18 protein-coding genes and 1 other RNA gene are annotated in these 17,871 nt (G+C 37.0%); 8 read left to right on the plus strand and 11 right to left on the minus strand.

What is annotated here, in order from left to right:
- Nucleotides 1–24: 24 nt before the first annotated feature.
- Nucleotides 25–942 carry a class I fructose-bisphosphate aldolase gene (locus QJV27_RS00655; protein WP_281447065.1) on the minus strand — a complete coding sequence of 306 codons (918 nt, stop codon included), beginning with the start codon at nt 940–942 and terminating at the stop codon, nt 25–27.
- Between the two features lie 88 nt (nt 943–1,030).
- Nucleotides 1,031–1,423, minus strand: coding sequence for a hypothetical protein (locus QJV27_RS00660; RefSeq protein ID WP_281447066.1), 393 nt, complete (start codon nt 1,421–1,423; stop codon nt 1,031–1,033).
- Between the two features lie 206 nt (nt 1,424–1,629).
- Here QJV27_RS00660 and QJV27_RS00665 point away from each other — a divergent pair, with 206 nt between their 5' ends.
- From QJV27_RS00665 to QJV27_RS00685, 5 genes are all read left to right on the plus strand, one after another.
- Nucleotides 1,630–1,926: a hypothetical protein gene (locus tag QJV27_RS00665; protein WP_281447067.1), complete on the plus strand. Its 297-nt coding sequence runs from the start codon at nt 1,630–1,632 to the stop codon at nt 1,924–1,926.
- A 10-nt stretch (nt 1,927–1,936) separates the two neighbouring features.
- A complete protein-coding gene (locus QJV27_RS00670) occupies nt 1,937–2,278 on the plus strand; it encodes a cell division protein ZapA (protein ID WP_281447068.1) in 342 nt (113 codons plus the stop codon).
- Between the two features lie 9 nt (nt 2,279–2,287).
- A non-coding RNA gene (ssrS, locus tag QJV27_RS00675) (6S RNA) lies at nt 2,288–2,445 on the plus strand.
- A gap of 17 nt (nt 2,446–2,462) precedes the next feature.
- On the plus strand, nt 2,463–3,035 hold the full coding sequence (locus QJV27_RS00680; RefSeq protein ID WP_281447069.1) for a 5-formyltetrahydrofolate cyclo-ligase: 573 nt from the start codon (nt 2,463–2,465) through the stop codon (nt 3,033–3,035).
- Nucleotides 3,036–3,037: 2 nt separating this feature from the next.
- Nucleotides 3,038–3,865 (plus strand): TIGR00282 family metallophosphoesterase, encoded by an 828-nt coding sequence (locus tag QJV27_RS00685; RefSeq protein WP_281447070.1) that lies wholly within the window; start codon nt 3,038–3,040, stop codon nt 3,863–3,865.
- Nucleotides 3,866–3,890: 25 nt separating this feature from the next.
- Here QJV27_RS00685 and QJV27_RS00690 read toward each other — a convergent pair whose 3' ends face one another.
- Entirely contained in the window at nt 3,891–5,162 is a 1,272-nt protein-coding gene (locus tag QJV27_RS00690; protein WP_281447071.1) for an energy transducer TonB, read from the minus strand.
- A 160-nt stretch (nt 5,163–5,322) separates the two neighbouring features.
- On the opposite strand from QJV27_RS00690, the gene QJV27_RS00695 reads away from it, so the two are divergent.
- Entirely contained in the window at nt 5,323–5,982 is a 660-nt protein-coding gene (locus QJV27_RS00695) for a DNA-3-methyladenine glycosylase family protein (RefSeq protein WP_281447072.1), read from the plus strand.
- Between the two features lie 14 nt (nt 5,983–5,996).
- On the opposite strand, the gene QJV27_RS00700 is transcribed toward QJV27_RS00695, so the two are convergent.
- Nucleotides 5,997–6,995, minus strand: coding sequence for an NAD(P)H-quinone oxidoreductase (locus QJV27_RS00700; protein ID WP_281447073.1), 999 nt, complete (start codon nt 6,993–6,995; stop codon nt 5,997–5,999).
- 139 nt (nt 6,996–7,134) lie between these two features.
- On the opposite strand from QJV27_RS00700, the gene ruvX reads away from it, so the two are divergent.
- A complete protein-coding gene (gene ruvX / locus QJV27_RS00705; protein WP_281447074.1) occupies nt 7,135–7,602 on the plus strand; it encodes a Holliday junction resolvase RuvX in 468 nt (155 codons plus the stop codon).
- Here the strand turns inward: ruvX and QJV27_RS00710 are convergent.
- The 6 genes from QJV27_RS00710 to QJV27_RS00735 form a co-directional block, all read right to left on the minus strand.
- Entirely contained in the window at nt 7,589–7,975 is a 387-nt protein-coding gene (locus QJV27_RS00710) for a hypothetical protein (protein WP_281447075.1), read from the minus strand. The genes ruvX and QJV27_RS00710 overlap by 14 nt on opposite strands.
- 460 nt (nt 7,976–8,435) lie before the next feature.
- Nucleotides 8,436–9,398 (minus strand): GTP-binding protein, encoded by a 963-nt coding sequence (locus QJV27_RS00715; protein ID WP_281447076.1) that lies wholly within the window; start codon nt 9,396–9,398, stop codon nt 8,436–8,438.
- Nucleotides 9,399–10,290: 892 nt separating this feature from the next.
- Nucleotides 10,291–10,953 (minus strand): transaldolase family protein, encoded by a 663-nt coding sequence (locus QJV27_RS00720; RefSeq protein WP_281447077.1) that lies wholly within the window; start codon nt 10,951–10,953, stop codon nt 10,291–10,293.
- A 323-nt stretch (nt 10,954–11,276) separates the two neighbouring features.
- Nucleotides 11,277–12,659, minus strand: coding sequence for a type I glutamate--ammonia ligase (glnA, locus tag QJV27_RS00725; protein ID WP_281448941.1), 1,383 nt, complete (start codon nt 12,657–12,659; stop codon nt 11,277–11,279).
- A 177-nt stretch (nt 12,660–12,836) separates the two neighbouring features.
- Nucleotides 12,837–13,175 carry a P-II family nitrogen regulator gene (locus QJV27_RS00730; protein ID WP_281448942.1) on the minus strand — a complete coding sequence of 113 codons (339 nt, stop codon included), beginning with the start codon at nt 13,173–13,175 and terminating at the stop codon, nt 12,837–12,839.
- Between the two features lie 299 nt (nt 13,176–13,474).
- Nucleotides 13,475–14,020: a hypothetical protein gene (locus QJV27_RS00735; protein ID WP_281447078.1), complete on the minus strand. Its 546-nt coding sequence runs from the start codon at nt 14,018–14,020 to the stop codon at nt 13,475–13,477.
- 132 nt (nt 14,021–14,152) lie between these two features.
- Between QJV27_RS00735 and QJV27_RS00740 the strand changes: the two genes are divergently transcribed.
- Entirely contained in the window at nt 14,153–14,884 is a 732-nt protein-coding gene (locus QJV27_RS00740; protein ID WP_281447079.1) for a hypothetical protein, read from the plus strand.
- Between the two features lie 64 nt (nt 14,885–14,948).
- Here the strand turns inward: QJV27_RS00740 and uvrA are convergent, their stop codons facing one another.
- The gene (gene uvrA / locus QJV27_RS00745) at nt 14,949–17,828 is read right to left on the minus strand and encodes an excinuclease ABC subunit UvrA (protein ID WP_281447080.1); all 2,880 of its coding nucleotides are present in this window, start codon (nt 17,826–17,828) and stop codon (nt 14,949–14,951) included.
- Between the last annotated feature and the right edge of the window lie 43 nt (nt 17,829–17,871).

Consider the following 17,871-nt stretch of genomic DNA (forward strand, 5'->3'; position numbering starts at 1 on the left):
TAAATTATTTGATAAAAGTTTAAATTATCCTTTAAAAATATCAATAATTTTGTCTAGCATTGCTAGAGCATCTTCTCGTTTACGTTGGAATGTATTTCTGCCAATAATTGCACCACTTGCACCACCGTCTTTCAAGCCTTGAAACGTTTCAAAGAGGCTGGCTTCACTGGTTTGTTCTCCACCTGAAAATAAGACCAAGCGACGTCCCGCAAAGGCAGATTGCATAATATGTTCAGCTCGCTTAGCAAGAGTTGATACATCAATTTTTTGTTCTTCATACACTTTTTTGGCTGCAGGCAAACATAAGTGCGAGGTTGGTGGCTTTACCTTAATAATATGTGCCCCTAATTGTGCGGCAATATGCGCAGCATAGGCACAAATATCAACGGCCGTTTCCCCAGCTTTGTCTAAGAACGGGCCGCCACGGGGATAACTCCACACAACAACAATCAATCCAGATTCTTTGGCTTCTCGTGTTAATTCTTGCAAAATATCAATTTGTTCATAACAGTAATCACTGCCAGGATAGATTGTGTATCCAATCCCTGCACATCCTAAGCGAACAGCTTCTTTGACAGATCCTGTAATGGCTTGGTTTTTTACATCATTAAGACTGTTGGCATTATTTAATTTTAAAATAGTTGGGATCTGATCACCATAACTAATGGCACCACACTCAAGTGCCCCTAAAGGAGCAGCATACGCATTTAATCCAGCATCAATAGCCATTTTATAGTGATAATGGGGATCATACGCTGCAGGGTTGGCAGCAAAAGAACGGGCAGGGCCATGCTCCATACCTTGATCAACAGGCAATATGATTAATTTACCCGTACCAGCTAATTTTCCGTGCATTAATACTCGGGCAAGATTTATTTTTGTACTTGCATTATCTGTTTCATAATTATCGAGAATACGCTTAACCTGAGGAGTGAGTTTCATGCTCATGAACCTGATTATAAATAAAAATTCAAACTTCGAGCAAATTCTATTATGCTTATTCGAAAAGGTCCATTCATATTCTAGTGAGTTATAAGTTCTTTTTTTTAAATACAAGTTGCGTTAAATCAAAACTGTATGGTTTTTGTGTGATGACCTGTGCGTGTATTTGCTGGGCACGATCTTGAATTACCGATAATTGTGGGGAGGACGAATCGAATAAAATATGACGTTGCCCAAGCCGTAATGCCGCCATTGCTAAACCCCCGTGGTCACCGCAATCTAAAATGTTTGTGGCAATATTATTTGATAATATAGGGCTGGCTCGTGTTACAAAAGATTGCCACCAACGCACACCAAGATAAGTGATTGCGTTTTCTGGAGAGATAAGGTTAATGGAAAAACTTGTCTTTTTTATGATTTCAGCAATAAAATAGATGTGTGCAATATGATTAACAATAAAATGTGGTGTTGTGGAATACAAAAAGTAATCTTTGAGAGATTTTAAAAATAATCTTTCTTGTGAAAAAAAATATGGATTAGTAATCATTATTACAGTACATCTTATTTTTGATAAGCGAAGGTTATAGTATAATTAATTAAATGACCTAGTATGATTGAGTTAAGTCGATTAGTTTAATACCGTATAATAAAATTATTTGCTGGATACAACAGTAGGGATGAAAAGACGTGGTGCAATCAAAAAACATTGATATGGAAATACCAGAAGCTGATGATGTCATATCTGACTCTTTTAATGCGATTGACCCTTCAGAACAACGTTTAGAAAAAGCACTTAGTTGTATAGAAGAATTTTTAATTGAACATAATAATAAAGAAAATGAACAGTCATCTTTACAACAAAAAGAGATTGTTTTAGCCAATTTAGATATGTTGATTGCACGTGTACAAGATGTATTATCAAAAGTCAGTGAAGCAGATATAAATAATCTTGGTTACGATTCTTTTTCGACCGAGCAAAAATAGAGAATACTGAATGGCACAAATAACAATTTCTATCAATGGATATGGCTATACTGTTGGATGTGGTGAAGGACAAGAGGCACATTTGCAGGAAATGGCCAAGCTGGTTGAAGCTCATATCGATTTAATTCGCCAAATTGGCGGGCAAAGCGGTGAGGGCAAACTATTAGCTTTGGCAAGCTTGTTGATGGCAGATAAGTTGCATGATTTGGAAGCGTATGTTCAATCCCTAGAAAAGAAGGTGGACGAGCAAAAATTAAAACAGCTTCGTAAAGAAAATAACCAACTGAAAAAAAGACTAGAAACTTTGGCTGATCGCGCTGAAGCTATTGCAGAAAAACTTAATATAGCATAAAATAAAATTATGGGGCTGCCTGGTTTGTTAGGTAATTCATCTCCTGGGCCGATAACAACTTCCTAGGGAACTGGCGCTGACGTGATCGTGGTCTCGTTATACTGGTACCCACCTGTATTGCACAGGTCCGGAAGAGTTGATAGACCGACGGCCAAGGTGGCTTCATAATAGCATAGATGTATGTATGGGTGATACTATTCAAATAAAAGAACAGCTTCGTTGCAAAATGCAACAACTAAGAAGTCAGAAATACTCGTTTCACGTTGACCATACTGTTTTTCTTCTTCAAAATATGTTTAAATTGGTAACATCTACTTGTAAGCAAGGCGATGTTGTTGCTTGTTTTTGGCCTTTAGAGGGTGAGGCCGATCTAAGACCTTTGGTAAATCAGCTATTTCATCAGGGGTACAAAATTGCTTTGCCCAAGACACCTCCCAAAGGGTTACCTTTATGTTTTTATACTTGGTATCCAGATGCTTCAATGGTGGTGGGGCGGTATAAAACAATTTATCCTGATACCTCAGTCGTAGCACCAGATTTCATATTTGTACCATTATTAGCATTTGATTTGTTTGGAAATCGATTGGGGTATGGTGGGGGATATTATGATCGTACGCTGCAATGTTTTCCAAACGCAAAGGTCGCTGGAGTAGCGTTTTCATATCAAGAGGTGCCTTGTGTGCCTACAGAGATGTACGATTATAAGCTGCCTATTATTGTCACAGAAGCGAAAATTATACATATTAAAAAGGGTTAAAGGTGCGTATTGTTTTTTTGGGTGACATTGTTGGTCGTAGCGGTAGAGAGGTTATTTTTAAAGAATTACCCGTACTAAAACAGCAATTGCGTATTGATGGGGTGGTTGTTAACGGGGAAAATGCAAGTCATGGTTTTGGTCTTTCCCCAGCAATTGCAACGGATTTATTTAAATCAGGGGTTGATGTCATTACATTGGGCAATCATAGTTGGGATAGAAAGGATTTAATTCCATTTATTCAAAATGAACCCCGTATTATCCGACCTTTAAATTACCCACCTAAAACACCGGGCCTTGGTTATTATATCACTACGTTACGTGCCAACAGGAAGATGTTGGTTATCAATGCAATGGGGCGGCTATTTATGGAGCCTTTGGATGATCCATTTCGTATGATTGATGAGTTGTTATCTAGATATCGATTGGGTAAAGAAGTTCATATGATTTTGGTCGATATTCATGCCGAGGCTACAAGCGAGAAGACAGCTTTGGCCCACTATTTAGATGGCAGAGTATCTGTAGTTGTGGGTACACATACCCATGTTCCAACTGCTGATTACCGTATATTGCCATCTGGAACAGCATTTCAAACAGATGCCGGCATGTGCGGTGATTATAATAGCGTTATTGGCATGCAGAAAGATGCTGCTATTTATCGCTTTATCACAAAAATGCCAGGGATACGCTTTGCACCAGCCGAGGGACAGGCAACGTTATGTGGATTGGTCGTACAAATTGATGATGCAACGGGACATGCCCAACGTGTTGCCCCCATTAGAATTGGCGGTGAATTAGACTCTGTTGTTCCAGATTGGGGGCCTGAACGTTAATTAATAAAGTAGGATAAGTTAAAAGTTAACGACGTAAAAGAATATAATTGATCGTTAAATCTAGCTCGAAATGATCGGGTAAATCAGGTGGAATTTTAGGTAAAGTAGCACCTCGAAACATACCAGTGATTGCGGTGTCTAAAGCATCAGAACCAGATGAGTTGGTTAAAGTAACAGAAGTAACTTGTCCATCTCTGCTTATAGCAACGTGAACTGATGGACTGCCGGCTTCACCATTTTTTAGAGCCTCTATTGGATAATACATATGGCGTTGGATCCAATTATTGAGTGCTTGCCCATAATCGTCACTGACCCCTTTAATGCTAATTTTAGCAGCATAGGGGACATTAATTTTACCATTTTTGACCAAGGGGCCTGTTGATAAATCAATACTGGATCGTGATCCTTGAGGTATCTTTTTGGTTGCAGCATGACGTTTTGATTTGCTTGGATTTTCACTAAAATCCAAATTGCTCATATTTGCAAAGGGCGAATTGCTTTGAGGCGTTGTACGACGTTGGGGGATACGCTTTTGACGTGGCGGGGTATAACGATAGGCATAAGTATGATTTTTGGTAGGTTGCTTTTTTGTATTATTTGTTTTTTCCTTTGGCACAGGAATAGGATCGGCATTGGCTTTAGGTATAGTTTGCTCTATTGGTGGTGCAGATAGTTCCTCATTGGTTGGGGAAGGGGGTGGCAAAGGTTTTGTATTTTCTGGTGGGGATATGGTTTTGGCCTGTTGTTGAGAGGGCGGTGGAAGAGGTTTTCCATCTTCGCCATTTAAGCCTTCTCCTGTAAGGCCGCTGCTACCAGTATTTTGGGGAAGGAAGACCATGTCTACTGGTTGCCCTTGTTCATTATTACCTTTGAAACTGGGTTCAAAGAATTTTATAAATACGATAATAGCACTGACTAAAATAAGAAGATGAATAATAGTAGAAGCAATCGAGCCAGAACTTGGAAAAAACCGTTTCTTTTCTACTTTGGGATACAGAGAATGTAAGTGAAAGGACGAAGGCAAATCAGAAGAAGGCACGTAGGAATTAAAAGCAAGACCAGTTGTGTGATGAACTGATGTTCGAGAATCAGCAGGTTCTTTATGTAGTAAATGATGACCTGTTAATAATATGACATAAGTCGTCGGACGGCTTACGAATTCGGAGGATTTCAGCCTTTTAATAAATTCTGGGCGTAAATAAGCATCAGGTGATGAAGGAATGATGTAACCGACAAAACGATCATAGTGATGAGCCGTAACTGTTTTATATATAAGGGGTCGGTTTTTATGGGTCATTCAATTGTAATTCTTTGCCTATGTTAAAAAAGAGAAAAAGAATAAGAACAAGTCCTTTGATTAAGCTACATTATGGAAATAGTATTTTGAATATATCTTTGTTACTTTAATATCTATTGGTTTTACAATGTTTTTTTAACAAAAGATAGAGTGATCGTGTATGCGTATTAATAAAGAACAGCTAGAAAAAGCAGCTGCTTTTCTTTGTGATATTGATAAAGACTTAGCACTGGTTATAGAGCGAGAACAAACATGTCGCTTACAAATCAAAAATGAAACATCTATTTATCACGCATTGCTAAAAGCCATTGCTGGTCAGCAGTTGCATGCCAAAGCTGCAGAAGCAATTTTATCACGGTTAAAATCATATAATGACGGTGAATTACCAACACCAGAACAACTGTTAAGTCATGACGAGTTAAAGCTGCGTGCATGTGGGTTTTCGTCACGTAAAATCACCAGCTTGTATCACTTATCACAAGCAACAATAAAAGGGATGGTTCCGACATATGATCAGGCTCAACTATTATCTGATCAAGAACTTATTGATTTATTAACCCAACTGCCAGGAATTGGCCCATGGACGGTTGAAATGGTCTTAATTTTTACTTTGGGTCGACTGGACGTGATGCCTATTAATGATTTTGGTATACGCGAGGGATGGAAAATCTGTAAAGGTCTGACAACACAACCCACACCGAAACAATTAAAAGAGTTAACACGGTGTTGGAGTCCATACCGGTCGGTAGGGGCTTGGTATTTATGGCGTGCAGCAGAACAAAAAAAGCCAGTGAATAAACAAAATCCACTGACCCTATAGAGTGAACAAAACAATTATGTTGTTAAGTCTAATAGGATTTTTCCACTATGCGTGCCTTGCTCCATAATTTCATGAGCCTTTTGTACTTGGTCGAAAGGTAAAACTTGATGAATAACGGGGGTGATTTTACGTTTCGATAATAAGGGCCATACATGTTCGTATAATGCTTTGGCGATTTGCCCTTTAAATTGAATAGAGCGTGGACGTAAAGTGCTGCCTGATAAAGTTAATCGTTTGGTAACGATTTTGGCAAGGTTTACATCGTTGGCTTTGATACCGCCTTGGAAAGAAATGATAATTAGGCGTCCGTCTTCTTGTAAGGCTTGGATATTTTTGTTTAAATAGGCAGCACCCATAATATCTAAAATAATATTAACGCCTTTATGTTGCGTTAATTCCAAAATTCGTTCTACGAAATCTTCTTCTGTATAATTAATATAATCTGTTGCCCCTATTTTTTTGCACATGTCGCCTTTTTGTGCATTGCCAACCGTTGTATAAACTGTTGCCCCGAAATGGTGGGCTAATTGGATGGCGGTTGTGCCGATGCCTCCACTCCCGCCATGGACTAATAACTGATCGCCAGCTTGTAAATGGCCAATTTCAAATAAATTCGTCCAAACCGTAAAAAAGGTTTCAGGTAAAGCTGCAGCTTCAAAGGCCGTAAAACCTTTTGGCCAAGGCAGACATTGCTGTTGGGGAACAGTGCAATATTGCGCATATCCCCCACCATTGGTTAAAGCGCAGACAAGATCACCTGGCTTAAAAACAGAATGTGTTGGAGCCTGAACAACTTCACCTGCAATCTCTAATCCTAATAATGGGCTGCTATTGGGTGGTGGCGGATATAATCCCTTGCGTTGCATTAAATCGGGTCTGTTGATACCTGCCACCATTACACGAACAAGAATTTCCCCTGTGTTGCATTTTGGAATGGGAAGATTAGTCATTGTTAACGTTTCTGGTCCACCAGGTGTATGAACAACAATGGCTTTCATTTCTTGTGTATTCATGTGGGTTTGCCTTATTAAATATTATATTTTGTCGATATAATCATATTATACGTAGAAAAAGATAAAAAAATAAAAATAAAAAATATATTAGTATGGTATGGCCATACCGTACTAATATTAACCAAATAGGCAAATTGATATGCTTTTTTCAACAATTCAGGATTTATTACTACAATTACCTAAAGGCTACCGTGTTTTGGGAATCGATCCTGGATCAAAACAAATTGGCCTTGCATTATCTGATGTTTCCTTGATGCTGGCCTCTCCTTATGAAACGATTAAACGGGGAAAGGTTTCTGCCTTTGCACAATATTTGCAACAGTTGGCACTAAAAGAACAAATAGGGGGATTGGTTTGTGGGTTGCCTTTGTCCTTAGATGGTCAGTTTGGACCAGCCGCCCAAGCAGCTAAGGATTGGATCACCGCAGTTTCTAATGTCAGTGGTTTGCCTGCTTGTTTGTGGGATGAACGTTTGTCCAGTAGTGCAGTCAATCGGTTTTTAATTGAACAAGCTGATTTAAGTCGAAAAAAACGTAACCAAATTGTTGATAAAATGGCAGCCAGTTATATGTTACAAGCTGCTTTAGACGCAGCTAAAAACCGGTAAAGGTATCTTTTGTTGCAGAGGTTGCCCCCAAAGCATTTAGATAAGAGGTATAAATATCAATTTTCGTTTGAGCATTCTGCAACGCAGCTTGGGGTAGGGGTTTATTTTTATCGAATTCAGCCCTAAATTGCATTAATGCTTGATAAGCGTCAGAGCGATACTGCTTTAAACGCTCAAAAGAAGCAGGGTCGGGTTTGCCATAAAATCCATGCATATACCGTTTATTTAAGGTTTCTGCAAAAGTATATTCAGACTGTACTCTATCAAGGGTTAGAACATGTTGCCTTGCAGCGCATCCTGTTAATAAAACAACACTGATTCCGATTGGGATAAGATAGGAGGTATAATACTGGCGTAGAGAGAATATTTTCATAATTTAAACGGTATAGAATAAGATAAAACTTTAGATCAATGCGAATTCATATCTGAAGCTCAAATAAGAAATCTATTTTGAATCCGAGACTATATGATGAGGATGCAGAAGGCAATCGAATTTATTGAAGAAAAAATGTCTTGATTGATATATAATTATAATAATAGTTCGGATTTTTAAGGAAATATATTGGCGAATTATTTTATGATTTATGGTATAAATACGTGTGTAATATATTTAGAAATTTTTTCTTAATATTATAATAATATTTTTTGAAATTATAAAAAATTGGCGACCAAGGACATATACGGCATAATTTAATATTTGAAAATTACGTTGCTTGTAATTTAAACGGGCAGGAGACATGGTTCAGTAAGAGATATCTATATTATCCTTTCTTAGTTTATGGTTTTTAAATTGCGTAATTTTATCTAAAAAAGGAATTGACGAATTTCCACGGTTATAACTTTTGAAATGCGCACTTAAATTCTTCTTCGGGAAGCTGAATACCGATGAAAACAATTTCCGAATATGGTGTTTCTGTGGATTTCCATTCTTGGCCCCACGTACTATTATAAATTTGTTGCACCCCTTGTAGTAGTAATTTTTCTGAGTGATTTTTAATATATAATATACCCTTATAGCGCAGTAATTGTTGATTAAATGTTGTTAAAATTCTTTCCATTAAAGAAGAAATGGCATTAATCTCGAACGGATCATATCGAGTGATTGTAAAAGAACGAACGTCTACTTTATGATCTTCATGGTCGTCAATTTTAAATGATAATGTTGGTTTAGAAGGGGGCGTTAACGAGAACCCGTCAAGATTGTAAATTAAATTGAGATCTATATTTCCGTGGATGATTGAGTATATGGCCGCTTTTTGATTCATGTTATGCAGCTGAGTTAGCAATGATGATGCATCGTAAGAGAGTAAATCTGACTTACTGATAAGGAGCAAATCAGCATATCCAATTTGGGCTTGAACGACATTAAAATGTTTCAGCTGATAGGCGATGTTTACAGCATCTATTAATGTAATAACCCCTCGTAGAGTAAAACGTTCTGAAAATAAGTCATGTGTTAAAAAAACTTTGATAATTGGTCCAGGGTCGGCAATTCCTGTGCATTCGATAATAAGTAAGTCAAAATCTAATAATTTTTTATCTTTTTGCTCTAACAGTTCAAACAAAGTAAAACTCAGTTCAGCATTGCTATTACAGCAGATACAGCCATTTTTAAGTGTGGTAATATGAATATCACCATGATGAGATAAGAATTGAGCGTCAGTATTGCCGTTGCCATATTCGTTTTTAATAACAGCAATCTTGTTCATTGTTTGATGATGCAAGATGTAATTCAATAAAGTTGTCTTACCCGCTCCAAGGAAACCAGTTAATAAAAAAACGGGAATAGATGACATATTTGCTTCCTGAAAAAAATTTTATATAATTTAAATGCAGATTTAGAGAAGACTTTTAGTTTATATCTATCATAAAATTAAAGGTAATATTTTGTAAAAGATTAAAATATCACATTATATTTTTTGATCGTTTTTATTTTAAAAAAGTTTTTTCATATTACGGTATCATAATTATGAAATAATTAGGTACGTTCTTGATAGAAGAGATTTGAGCATTTCGCTTGTCTAAACGCATCGATTTATAATTTAAGACAACAACTGACAATGATATTAATCATTATTTCAGCCTGTTCATCGGTAACTATTCAATAAATAGAACGGCAATAAATTCAGTAAGGTCGTCGTTGTACTGATACTGTCAGCTAGAGAGATAAGTTTAGTGGTGAAGGAGTGTTTTAATACCAGAAAATTACTAATCAAGAACGAATGGCAACAAATAGTTTCAAAGAGATCAGATATACGGGGGATACACAAGAAAATTACTTGAAAGAAGATTTCAGAGAGTTACAAGTTGTTTTGAAGAGCTTGCACACTGCATTTTTATTTTGAAAATATAATTGTATAACACTTTAAAGATTACAGCTATTGGCGGAATATGTTCAGTCCTTTTTTATGTTCGATGAAGCAGTAACAAGTTACAATTTCGTTTTTTACAAGTAACCTTTTGCAAGGTGTTAGACAGAACTACCCCAATGTGGCTATAATTATTTGAATTTATTTGCGTATGATTAACGGATTATTTTAATGGCTTTTAAAAAATTTAAATGATCTTTAATCATAGAGTTCAATTAAAACAAAAATATAGGACATATAACTATGCCCTATATTACGGTAACTAAAATAAAAATATAAAAAAATAAAAATATAAAAACTTATAAGAAATCAAAGATTATCAAAGACAGTCTGTATGGAATGCTTTGCCCCAATTTTCAACAAATTGGTCAACAGCAACAGCGACTGCAGGATCAGAAATAAATAAATCAAAGATGTTTACTGGTAATGTAATACCTTTACAACCAATCAACATACATTCCAAAGCTTGTCTTGGGCTTTTGAAGCTAGCTGCAACGAGTTCTTTATCAGGGGCGTGTGTTGATAAAAGACATTGTAGTTCAGATACGGTCTGTGCTCCATCACCGCCTTGTGCATCAATACGGCTGACATATGGGGACACATATTTTGCACCTGCTAATACGCCAAGTAATCCTTGGGCAGCACCGTAGACAGAGGTTGCAAGTGTTGGAATACCTTGTTTGGTTAATTCTTTGATAACTTGTAACCCTTTAGGTGTCACAGGAACCTTAACAACGAGGTTCTCTACACGTTCATTCAATTTATGAGCGTCTTCGATCATCCCTTCAACGCTGGAAGAAATAACCTGAGCGAAAAGAGTACCTTCCCCTCCTAGTGCATCTCTAATAGCGGGTAAAAGGTCAAATAATTGTACACCACCAGCCGCAACAATAGCAGGATTGGTTGTTATTCCCCAAATAGGGAACATTTTCGCTATTCTTTTGATTGCATGAACATCAGAGGTATCTAAAAGTAATTTCATAGTGTCTTAAGCCTTTTATTGGAATTAAAAGAAATACAAAATATTAAATAAATAACTAATGAATAATAAGATTAAATAATGATTGTTTATAAGTAACGTTTTACCTTTTATAACTTCAAATGAAATATGAAGAAGCTTGTGTAAAAGAAATAAACAATCTTTATAATAGATTTATTAGAATTCGAAAGAGCTAAAAAGTTTATTAGTTAAAAATAACTTGATAATTACTGATGTTAGAATAAAAACCATGTTTTGTTAAGTCATAAATCGAAAAAAAATCAATTTTCTGTGATGACTTAACAAAATCATTCTATATCAATGGGTTATACAGAGTAGTACATTTCAAATTCAACGGGATGAGGGGTATGTTCGAATCGATACACTTCTTCCCATTTTATTTTGGCATAGCTTTCGATTTGATCTTTGGTAAAGACATCGCCAGCCAGTAAGAAATCATGATCAGCTGCTAACGCCTCTAGTGCCTCGCGCAAAGATCCACAAACGGTTGGGATTTCTTTCAGCTCTTCAGGGGGCAGATCATAAAGATCTTTATCCATAGCATCACCAGGGTGAATCTTGTTTTTAATGCCGTCCAGTCCAGCCATTAACATAGCTGCAAATGCAAGATATGGATTTGCTGTTGGATCTGGGAAACGAATTTCAACGCGTTTTGCTTTTGGACTCGTAACATAGGGAATACGACAAGAGGCCGAACGATTACGTGCAGAATATGCTAAAAGAACGGGGGCTTCAAACCCTGGGATAAGACGTTTATAAGAATTGGTTGATGGGTTGGTAAATGCATTTAATGCTTTGGCATGTTTAATGATGCCGCCGATATAATATAGTGCTTGATCAGACAGATCAGCGTAGCCATTACCAGCAAAATTCGGTTTACCATCTTTCCAAATAGATTGATGGACATGCATACCCGTACCGTTATCCCCGTAAATAGGTTTTGGCATAAATGTTGCTGTTTTTCCATAAGAATGTGCCACATTATGTACGCAATATTTATAGATTTGCATGTAATCCGCAGAGCGAACCAAGGTTGAAAATTCGATTCCAAGTTCATGCTGAGATTGTGCAACTTCGTGATGTTGTTTTTCAATGGGTAAACCCATTTCACCCATCGTAGTTAGCATTTCAGCACGCAAATCATTTTCGCTGTCTACGGGTGGGACAGGGAAATATCCGCCTTTAACCCCTGGACGGTGTCCCATATTGCCTTCTGGATAATCTTTTAAATTAGAACCAGGACCTTCGATACTATCTAATTGATGAATGGCAAAATTAGGACCTGTTCCAAATTTAACATTATCAAAAATGAAAAATTCAGCTTCTGGACCAAAGAATGCTGTATCCCCGATCCCTGTTGATTTTAAATATTGTTCGGCCAGCTTTGCTGTTGAACGTGGATCACGATTATAGGCAACGCCTGTTGCTGGATCTAAAATATCACAAATTAAGATTAATTGTGGTTTTGCAGTAAAAGGATCCATAACTGCTGTTGTTGGATCTGGCATTAGGATCATGTCACTTTCGTTGATGGCTTTCCATCCTTTAATGGATGACCCATCGAACATAATCCCATCTTCGAAAATTTCAGCTTTGATTGTGGTGACATATTGGGTTGTGTGGTGCCATTTTCCGCAAGGGTCAGTAAAACGAAAATCCACAAATTCGACGGAATTTTCTTGGATCATGTCCATTACTTTTGAAATGGCTTCTTCTTTTGAAGCAGAAGGGGAAATAGTGTTATTAGTCATGTAATGCTTCCTGTGTCTTTAGACTAAAGAATATAAGAACTATAAATACGCAGTCATCACGAAAAAGGATGGTGATGATACGGTAAGATATGTTGGTTCAGCGTATAAGTTAATTTATAGCGCTTCTACTCCGCTTTCTCCTGTGCGAATACGAATGGCATTTTCCACAGGTATAACAAAGATCTTTCCATCACCAATGCGACCCGTGCGGGCTGTGTTCATGATAATGTCAACGGCACGTTCAACCAAATCATCGCCACAAACCAGTTCGATTTTTACTTTTGGTAAAAAATCAACAACATACTCTGCACCACGATATAATTCAGTATGGCCTTTTTGCCTGCCAAAGCCTTTTACTTCTGTGACAGTAATTCCTTGCAAGCCGATTTCTTGTAAGGCTTCTTTAACCTCGTCTAATTTAAAAGGTTTAATAATAGCCTCAATTTTTTTAATCATTTTATTTCTCTTAAATAAAATTAAGTAAAATTGCTTTTACTTAGCTATTTAGATAACTCTCTTGAGCCTTTTCATATGCTATTAAAGGATATTTTACCCTGTATTGTCTAGCAAAAAATAAGAAAAAATATAAAAAAATGGCGGAAAATCAAGGATAATTATGCCTATTAAATAGGCACTTTGTCTGTTTATTAGGCAGTTGGTTTGAAAAGGAGGATTAATAAGGATTATAATAAAATAGAATGATTAAATTTGCATCATTTTGAATGTAAAACATGAGCAAAATATGAAAATATTTAATTCTTGATGGAAGATTCTTTAGAAATCGTTTTTAGCATTCTCTGCCTAATCATCCCGCTGATCGGTCTGATTAAATACCAGTAATATAAAAAGTTACGTTGAGCAATTTTGTCTGTGCACAATATTCTGGTTTCAGTGGATAACATAGTTTTGTTTTGTTCCAACGCGGTAGTATGAAAGTTGAATACAAGTTTTGCTGAGTTTGGTTGGTTAAATAATAAAAAATCATCCGCATTATTGCATGGGTTTAATCTATAGTTTAATTGCCAAAACCGTCCGATCAATCCAAAGACGACTTCTGTATTTTTATATGTTTCAAGGCAGGTAAATTGCTTCATACTGAAATGCTCTATTGTATGATTGTTTTTTTTGTATAAAATTTTATTGGGCAGCTCACGTAGTATAAGTGCTGTTTTACAAAAAAAATCATTTTGCAGATCGTAGCAGATAGCATTTTGTAAAACTTTATCTGCACTTGCATTTATACGTATAGAATGTCGTTCACTAAATTGGTATTGAGGGAGATATTTATCGATCAACATGATTTGCTTTTTTGAAATTAAGTTTGAGAAACCCTCAGCGTTCCTTTCTTGATGTTGTTTTTCAAGCGATTGATTACATTTTGTATCATTTATAAAATATATAAACCAGTAAATGAATAAAGGAATTTTTTAATGCCAGATTGTTTAATTCCAAAGGTAATAGAAAAACTATATCCTGATGTTACAGAAGTTTTTGTAAATCCAGAGTTGTTAAGACCCTATTTCTTTCCATTATTATCTTTTAAACATGATGGTCAATTATTCCATATGATTGCGGTTCCTGGATTGTTTTTTAATGAGACGCAATGCCAACATTATTCAGAATGTGGCTTTTTTGGATTTCAACGTGATCAAGATGGTCGTTATGAATTTTTAGGTGGGTTCAGTATTTTTGAAGAGTATCAAGAGGTACCCGCTTTATATAAAATACTGCAAGAGGATTGGTTGCTTCACGGGGAAAAATATTATCATCAACATATTACTGTAAAAGATTATATATCATCTTTAGATATTCAAGATAATCTTAAAAAGAAATTAAAATGCTATATTGGCGATTTTTATGGATATCAGATGACCAAGACGAATTGGTATAGGACAGGTAAATTCAAAACATTCATGTTTATGACTGAGGCTTGGAGCAATGTTGATGCATTAGATTTTATTAATGCAAATGAACATGACCAAGCGGGTGATTTTCTTGTCAATAAAGATTTTATTTTAAAATTTGATTATGATTTAACACCAGAAATGATGATTGGTGGAATTGGTAAGGGTGATTTTTTATCAGTAATAAATGGTGGTACTAATTTTCTTTTTTGGGATGATGTAAAAGATATTATATATTTGGTAGAATTGTATTCTTAATTATTTTTCTAAAAGTTAGCTGATAAAATGATTAGATTAGCATCTTATCAGCGTGTGTCTTTGTTTATTTTACATAATGTTCTTCTTTTAAGATTGGTTTTAAAAAGCGTCCTGTATAACTTTCTTTGACATTAACAATATCTTCTGGTGTTCCGGTGGCGATAATTTGTCCGCCACCATTTCCACCCTCTGGACCCAAATCAATAACCCAATCGGCGGTTTTAATGACTTCCAAATTATGTTCAATAACAATAATAGTATTACCTTGTTCAACAAGAGTATGAAGAACTTCTAATAATTTACGTACGTCTTCTGTATGTAGACCAGTGGTCGGTTCATCAAGAATATACAAAGTTCTTCCAGTGGCCCTGCGTGCTAATTCTTTGGAAAGTTTAATCCGTTGGGCTTCCCCTCCAGAAAGAGTTGTGGCTTGTTGACCCAGATGGATATATCCTAATCCCACTTGTTTTAAAATATTTAGTCGATCCCGAATTCGTGGTGCTGCTTCGAATAGAGGAACGGCCTCGTCAACAGACAGATTTAGAATATCGGCAATGGAATGGCCTTTAAATTTAATTTCCAAAGTTTCACGATTATATCGTGCCCCTTTACAGGCATCGCAAGTAACAAACATATCAGGTAAGAAATGCATTTCTATTTTAATTACACCATCTCCTTGACATGCTTCACATCGTCCCCCTTTAACATTAAATGAAAACCGTCCAGGTTTGTAACCTCTTGCACGACTTTCAGGAAGTTCAGCAAACCATTCACGAATAGGGGTAAATAAATCTGTATAAGTGGCGGGGTTCGATCGTGGTGTACGTCCAATAGGTGATTGATCAATATCGATAATTTTGTCTAGTTGCTCGATCCCTTTGATATTTTTATAAGGCGACGGCACAGCATTAGATCCCATTAATTGACGAGATAGAGCCTTATATAAAGTATCTAGAATTAATGTGGACTTACCACCACCAGAAACACCTGTTACAGCAATAAAGGTTCCCAAAGGAAAGTCAACCGTAACATTTTGCAAGTTGTTTCCAGTGGCACCACAAAGGGTGAGTGTGTGTTTTTTATTAACTTTTCGGCGCTTTTTAGGTATTGGTATAAAACGTCGACCACTGAGGTAATCGCCTGTCAGGCTGTCTGTATTGGCTTGCACCTCTGCTGGTGTGCCGTAAGCAATGACGTTCCCCCCCAATATTCCCGCACCTGGTCCCATATCAATCAAATAATCAGAGGCTTTGATTGTGTCCTCGTCATGTTCAACAACGATTAATGTATTTCCTAGATTTTTAAGACGGTTTAAAGTCCCCAGCAAACGTTCATTGTCGCGCTGATGCAGTCCAATAGAGGGTTCATCCAAAACATATAAAACCCCTGTCAATCCAGAACCAATTTGACTGGCCAAACGAATGCGTTGACTTTCCCCGCCCGATAAAGTGGCAGAACCACGTGATAGGGTAAGGTAATCTAGACCAACATCATTTAAGAAATGTAGACGTTCTATAATCTCACGCAAAATTCGATGCGCGATTTCAGCTTTTTGAGGGGAAAGCGTGCTCTCTGCCTTAGAAAACCAATCAAGGGCTTGGCGAATAGGCAGATCAGCAATTTCAGAAATTGTTTTTTGATCAATTTTTACGCACAATGCTTCGGGTTTTAATCGAGCACCATGACAGACGTGGCATGGAAATTCTGCCTGATAACGATTTAGTTCTTCTTTGACACTGTTGCTTTCGGTCGTGTGATAACGTTTTTCAAGATTTTTTATGACCCCTTCAAAGGGTTGATTGAGCGTATAAGTTTGTTGGCCATCGTGATAGGTAATTGGAATAATTTCGTCTGTTCCATGTAAAATAATACGTTGTACGGTCTCGGGTATCTTTTCCCAAGGTGTATCAATATCGATTTTAAAATGTTGGGCGATACTTTCCAATGCTTGTTGATAATAGGGTAAAGATGTGTTTTTCCACGCCAGGACCGCGCCCTTTTTCAGAGAAAGTGATGGATTGGGTACGATTAATTGAGGATCAAAAAAACTTTCCGTTCCGATGCCATCGCATGCAGGGCATGCACCTTGCGGGGCATTAAAGGAAAATAGTCTAGGCTCGATTTCTTCGATTGTAAAACCACTTTCAGGACAGGAATACCGTGCTGAAAAGCTCAAGCTAATAGGATTACCCTTGCTGCTTTCGCGTGCAACCTCTTCAACGGTGGCCAGACCATCAGATAAGGATAAGGCGATTTCAAAGCTATCGGCCAGTCGTCCTTCTATTTCGGGTTTGATGACGATACGATCAATGACAACCTCAATGGTATGTTTAATTTTACGATTTAGGTTGGGAACATCAGTAATATCATACAAGACACCATCGACTTTGACCCGAGTGAACCCCCGACGTTGCAGTTCTGCTAGTTCTTTTTTATATTCGCCTTTACGGGCTCGAACAACGGGCGACAATAAAATTAAACGTGTTTTCTCTGGTAAAGCCATAACACGATCAACCATTTGACTGACCGTTTGTGCTTCGATGGGTAATCCAGTTGCAGGGGAATATGGGGTGCCAGCTCTAGCCCATAATAGTCGCATATAATCGTGGATTTCGGTAATGGTGCCAACGGTTGAGCGAGGATTTTTAGAAGTGGTTTTTTGTTCAATTGAGATGGCAGGGGACAATCCTTCAATTGACTCCACATCTGGTTTCCCCATTAACTCTAAGAACTGTCGGGCATAAGCAGACAGGCTCTCAACATATCGTCTTTGCCCTTCTGCATAAATAGTATCAAATGCCAGTGATGATTTGCCCGATCCTGACAATCCAGTAATAACAGTTAGTTGGTTGCGAGGAATATTAACATTGATATTTTTAAGATTATGAACTTTTGCACCACGGACCAAAATTGTGGTAAGGGCGGAAGGGGATTTTGATTTCATGATGTCCTATGGTTTCAGTTAATAACTATTTAAAAACAGCTTT

Source organism: Commensalibacter oyaizuii (assembly GCF_029953265.1).
Lineage (GTDB): Bacteria > Pseudomonadota > Alphaproteobacteria > Acetobacterales > Acetobacteraceae > Commensalibacter > Commensalibacter oyaizuii.

What these genes read in the sequence shown, in the direction of transcription:
- QJV27_RS00655 (WP_281447065.1), bottom strand. Translation starts at nt 942, where the DNA reads ATGAAACTCACTCCTCAGGTTAAGCGTATTCTCGATAATTATGAAACA.
- QJV27_RS00670 (WP_281447068.1), top strand. Translation starts at nt 1,937, where the DNA reads ATGGCACAAATAACAATTTCTATCAATGGATATGGCTATACTGTTGGA.
- QJV27_RS00680 (WP_281447069.1), top strand. Translation starts at nt 2,463, where the DNA reads ATGGGTGATACTATTCAAATAAAAGAACAGCTTCGTTGCAAAATGCAA.
- QJV27_RS00690 (WP_281447071.1), bottom strand. Translation starts at nt 5,162, where the DNA reads ATGACCCATAAAAACCGACCCCTTATATATAAAACAGTTACGGCTCAT.
- QJV27_RS00695 (WP_281447072.1), top strand. Translation starts at nt 5,323, where the DNA reads ATGCGTATTAATAAAGAACAGCTAGAAAAAGCAGCTGCTTTTCTTTGT.
- QJV27_RS00700 (WP_281447073.1), bottom strand. Translation starts at nt 6,995, where the DNA reads ATGAATACACAAGAAATGAAAGCCATTGTTGTTCATACACCTGGTGGA.
- ruvX (WP_281447074.1), top strand. Translation starts at nt 7,135, where the DNA reads ATGCTTTTTTCAACAATTCAGGATTTATTACTACAATTACCTAAAGGC.
- QJV27_RS00710 (WP_281447075.1), bottom strand. Translation starts at nt 7,975, where the DNA reads ATGAAAATATTCTCTCTACGCCAGTATTATACCTCCTATCTTATCCCA.
- QJV27_RS00715 (WP_281447076.1), bottom strand. Translation starts at nt 9,398, where the DNA reads ATGTCATCTATTCCCGTTTTTTTATTAACTGGTTTCCTTGGAGCGGGT.
- QJV27_RS00720 (WP_281447077.1), bottom strand. Translation starts at nt 10,953, where the DNA reads ATGAAATTACTTTTAGATACCTCTGATGTTCATGCAATCAAAAGAATA.
- glnA (WP_281448941.1), bottom strand. Translation starts at nt 12,659, where the DNA reads ATGATCCAAGAAAATTCCGTCGAATTTGTGGATTTTCGTTTTACTGAC.
- QJV27_RS00735 (WP_281447078.1), bottom strand. Translation starts at nt 14,020, where the DNA reads ATGTTGATCGATAAATATCTCCCTCAATACCAATTTAGTGAACGACAT.
- QJV27_RS00740 (WP_281447079.1), top strand. Translation starts at nt 14,153, where the DNA reads ATGCCAGATTGTTTAATTCCAAAGGTAATAGAAAAACTATATCCTGAT.
- uvrA (WP_281447080.1), bottom strand. Translation starts at nt 17,828, where the DNA reads ATGAAATCAAAATCCCCTTCCGCCCTTACCACAATTTTGGTCCGTGGT.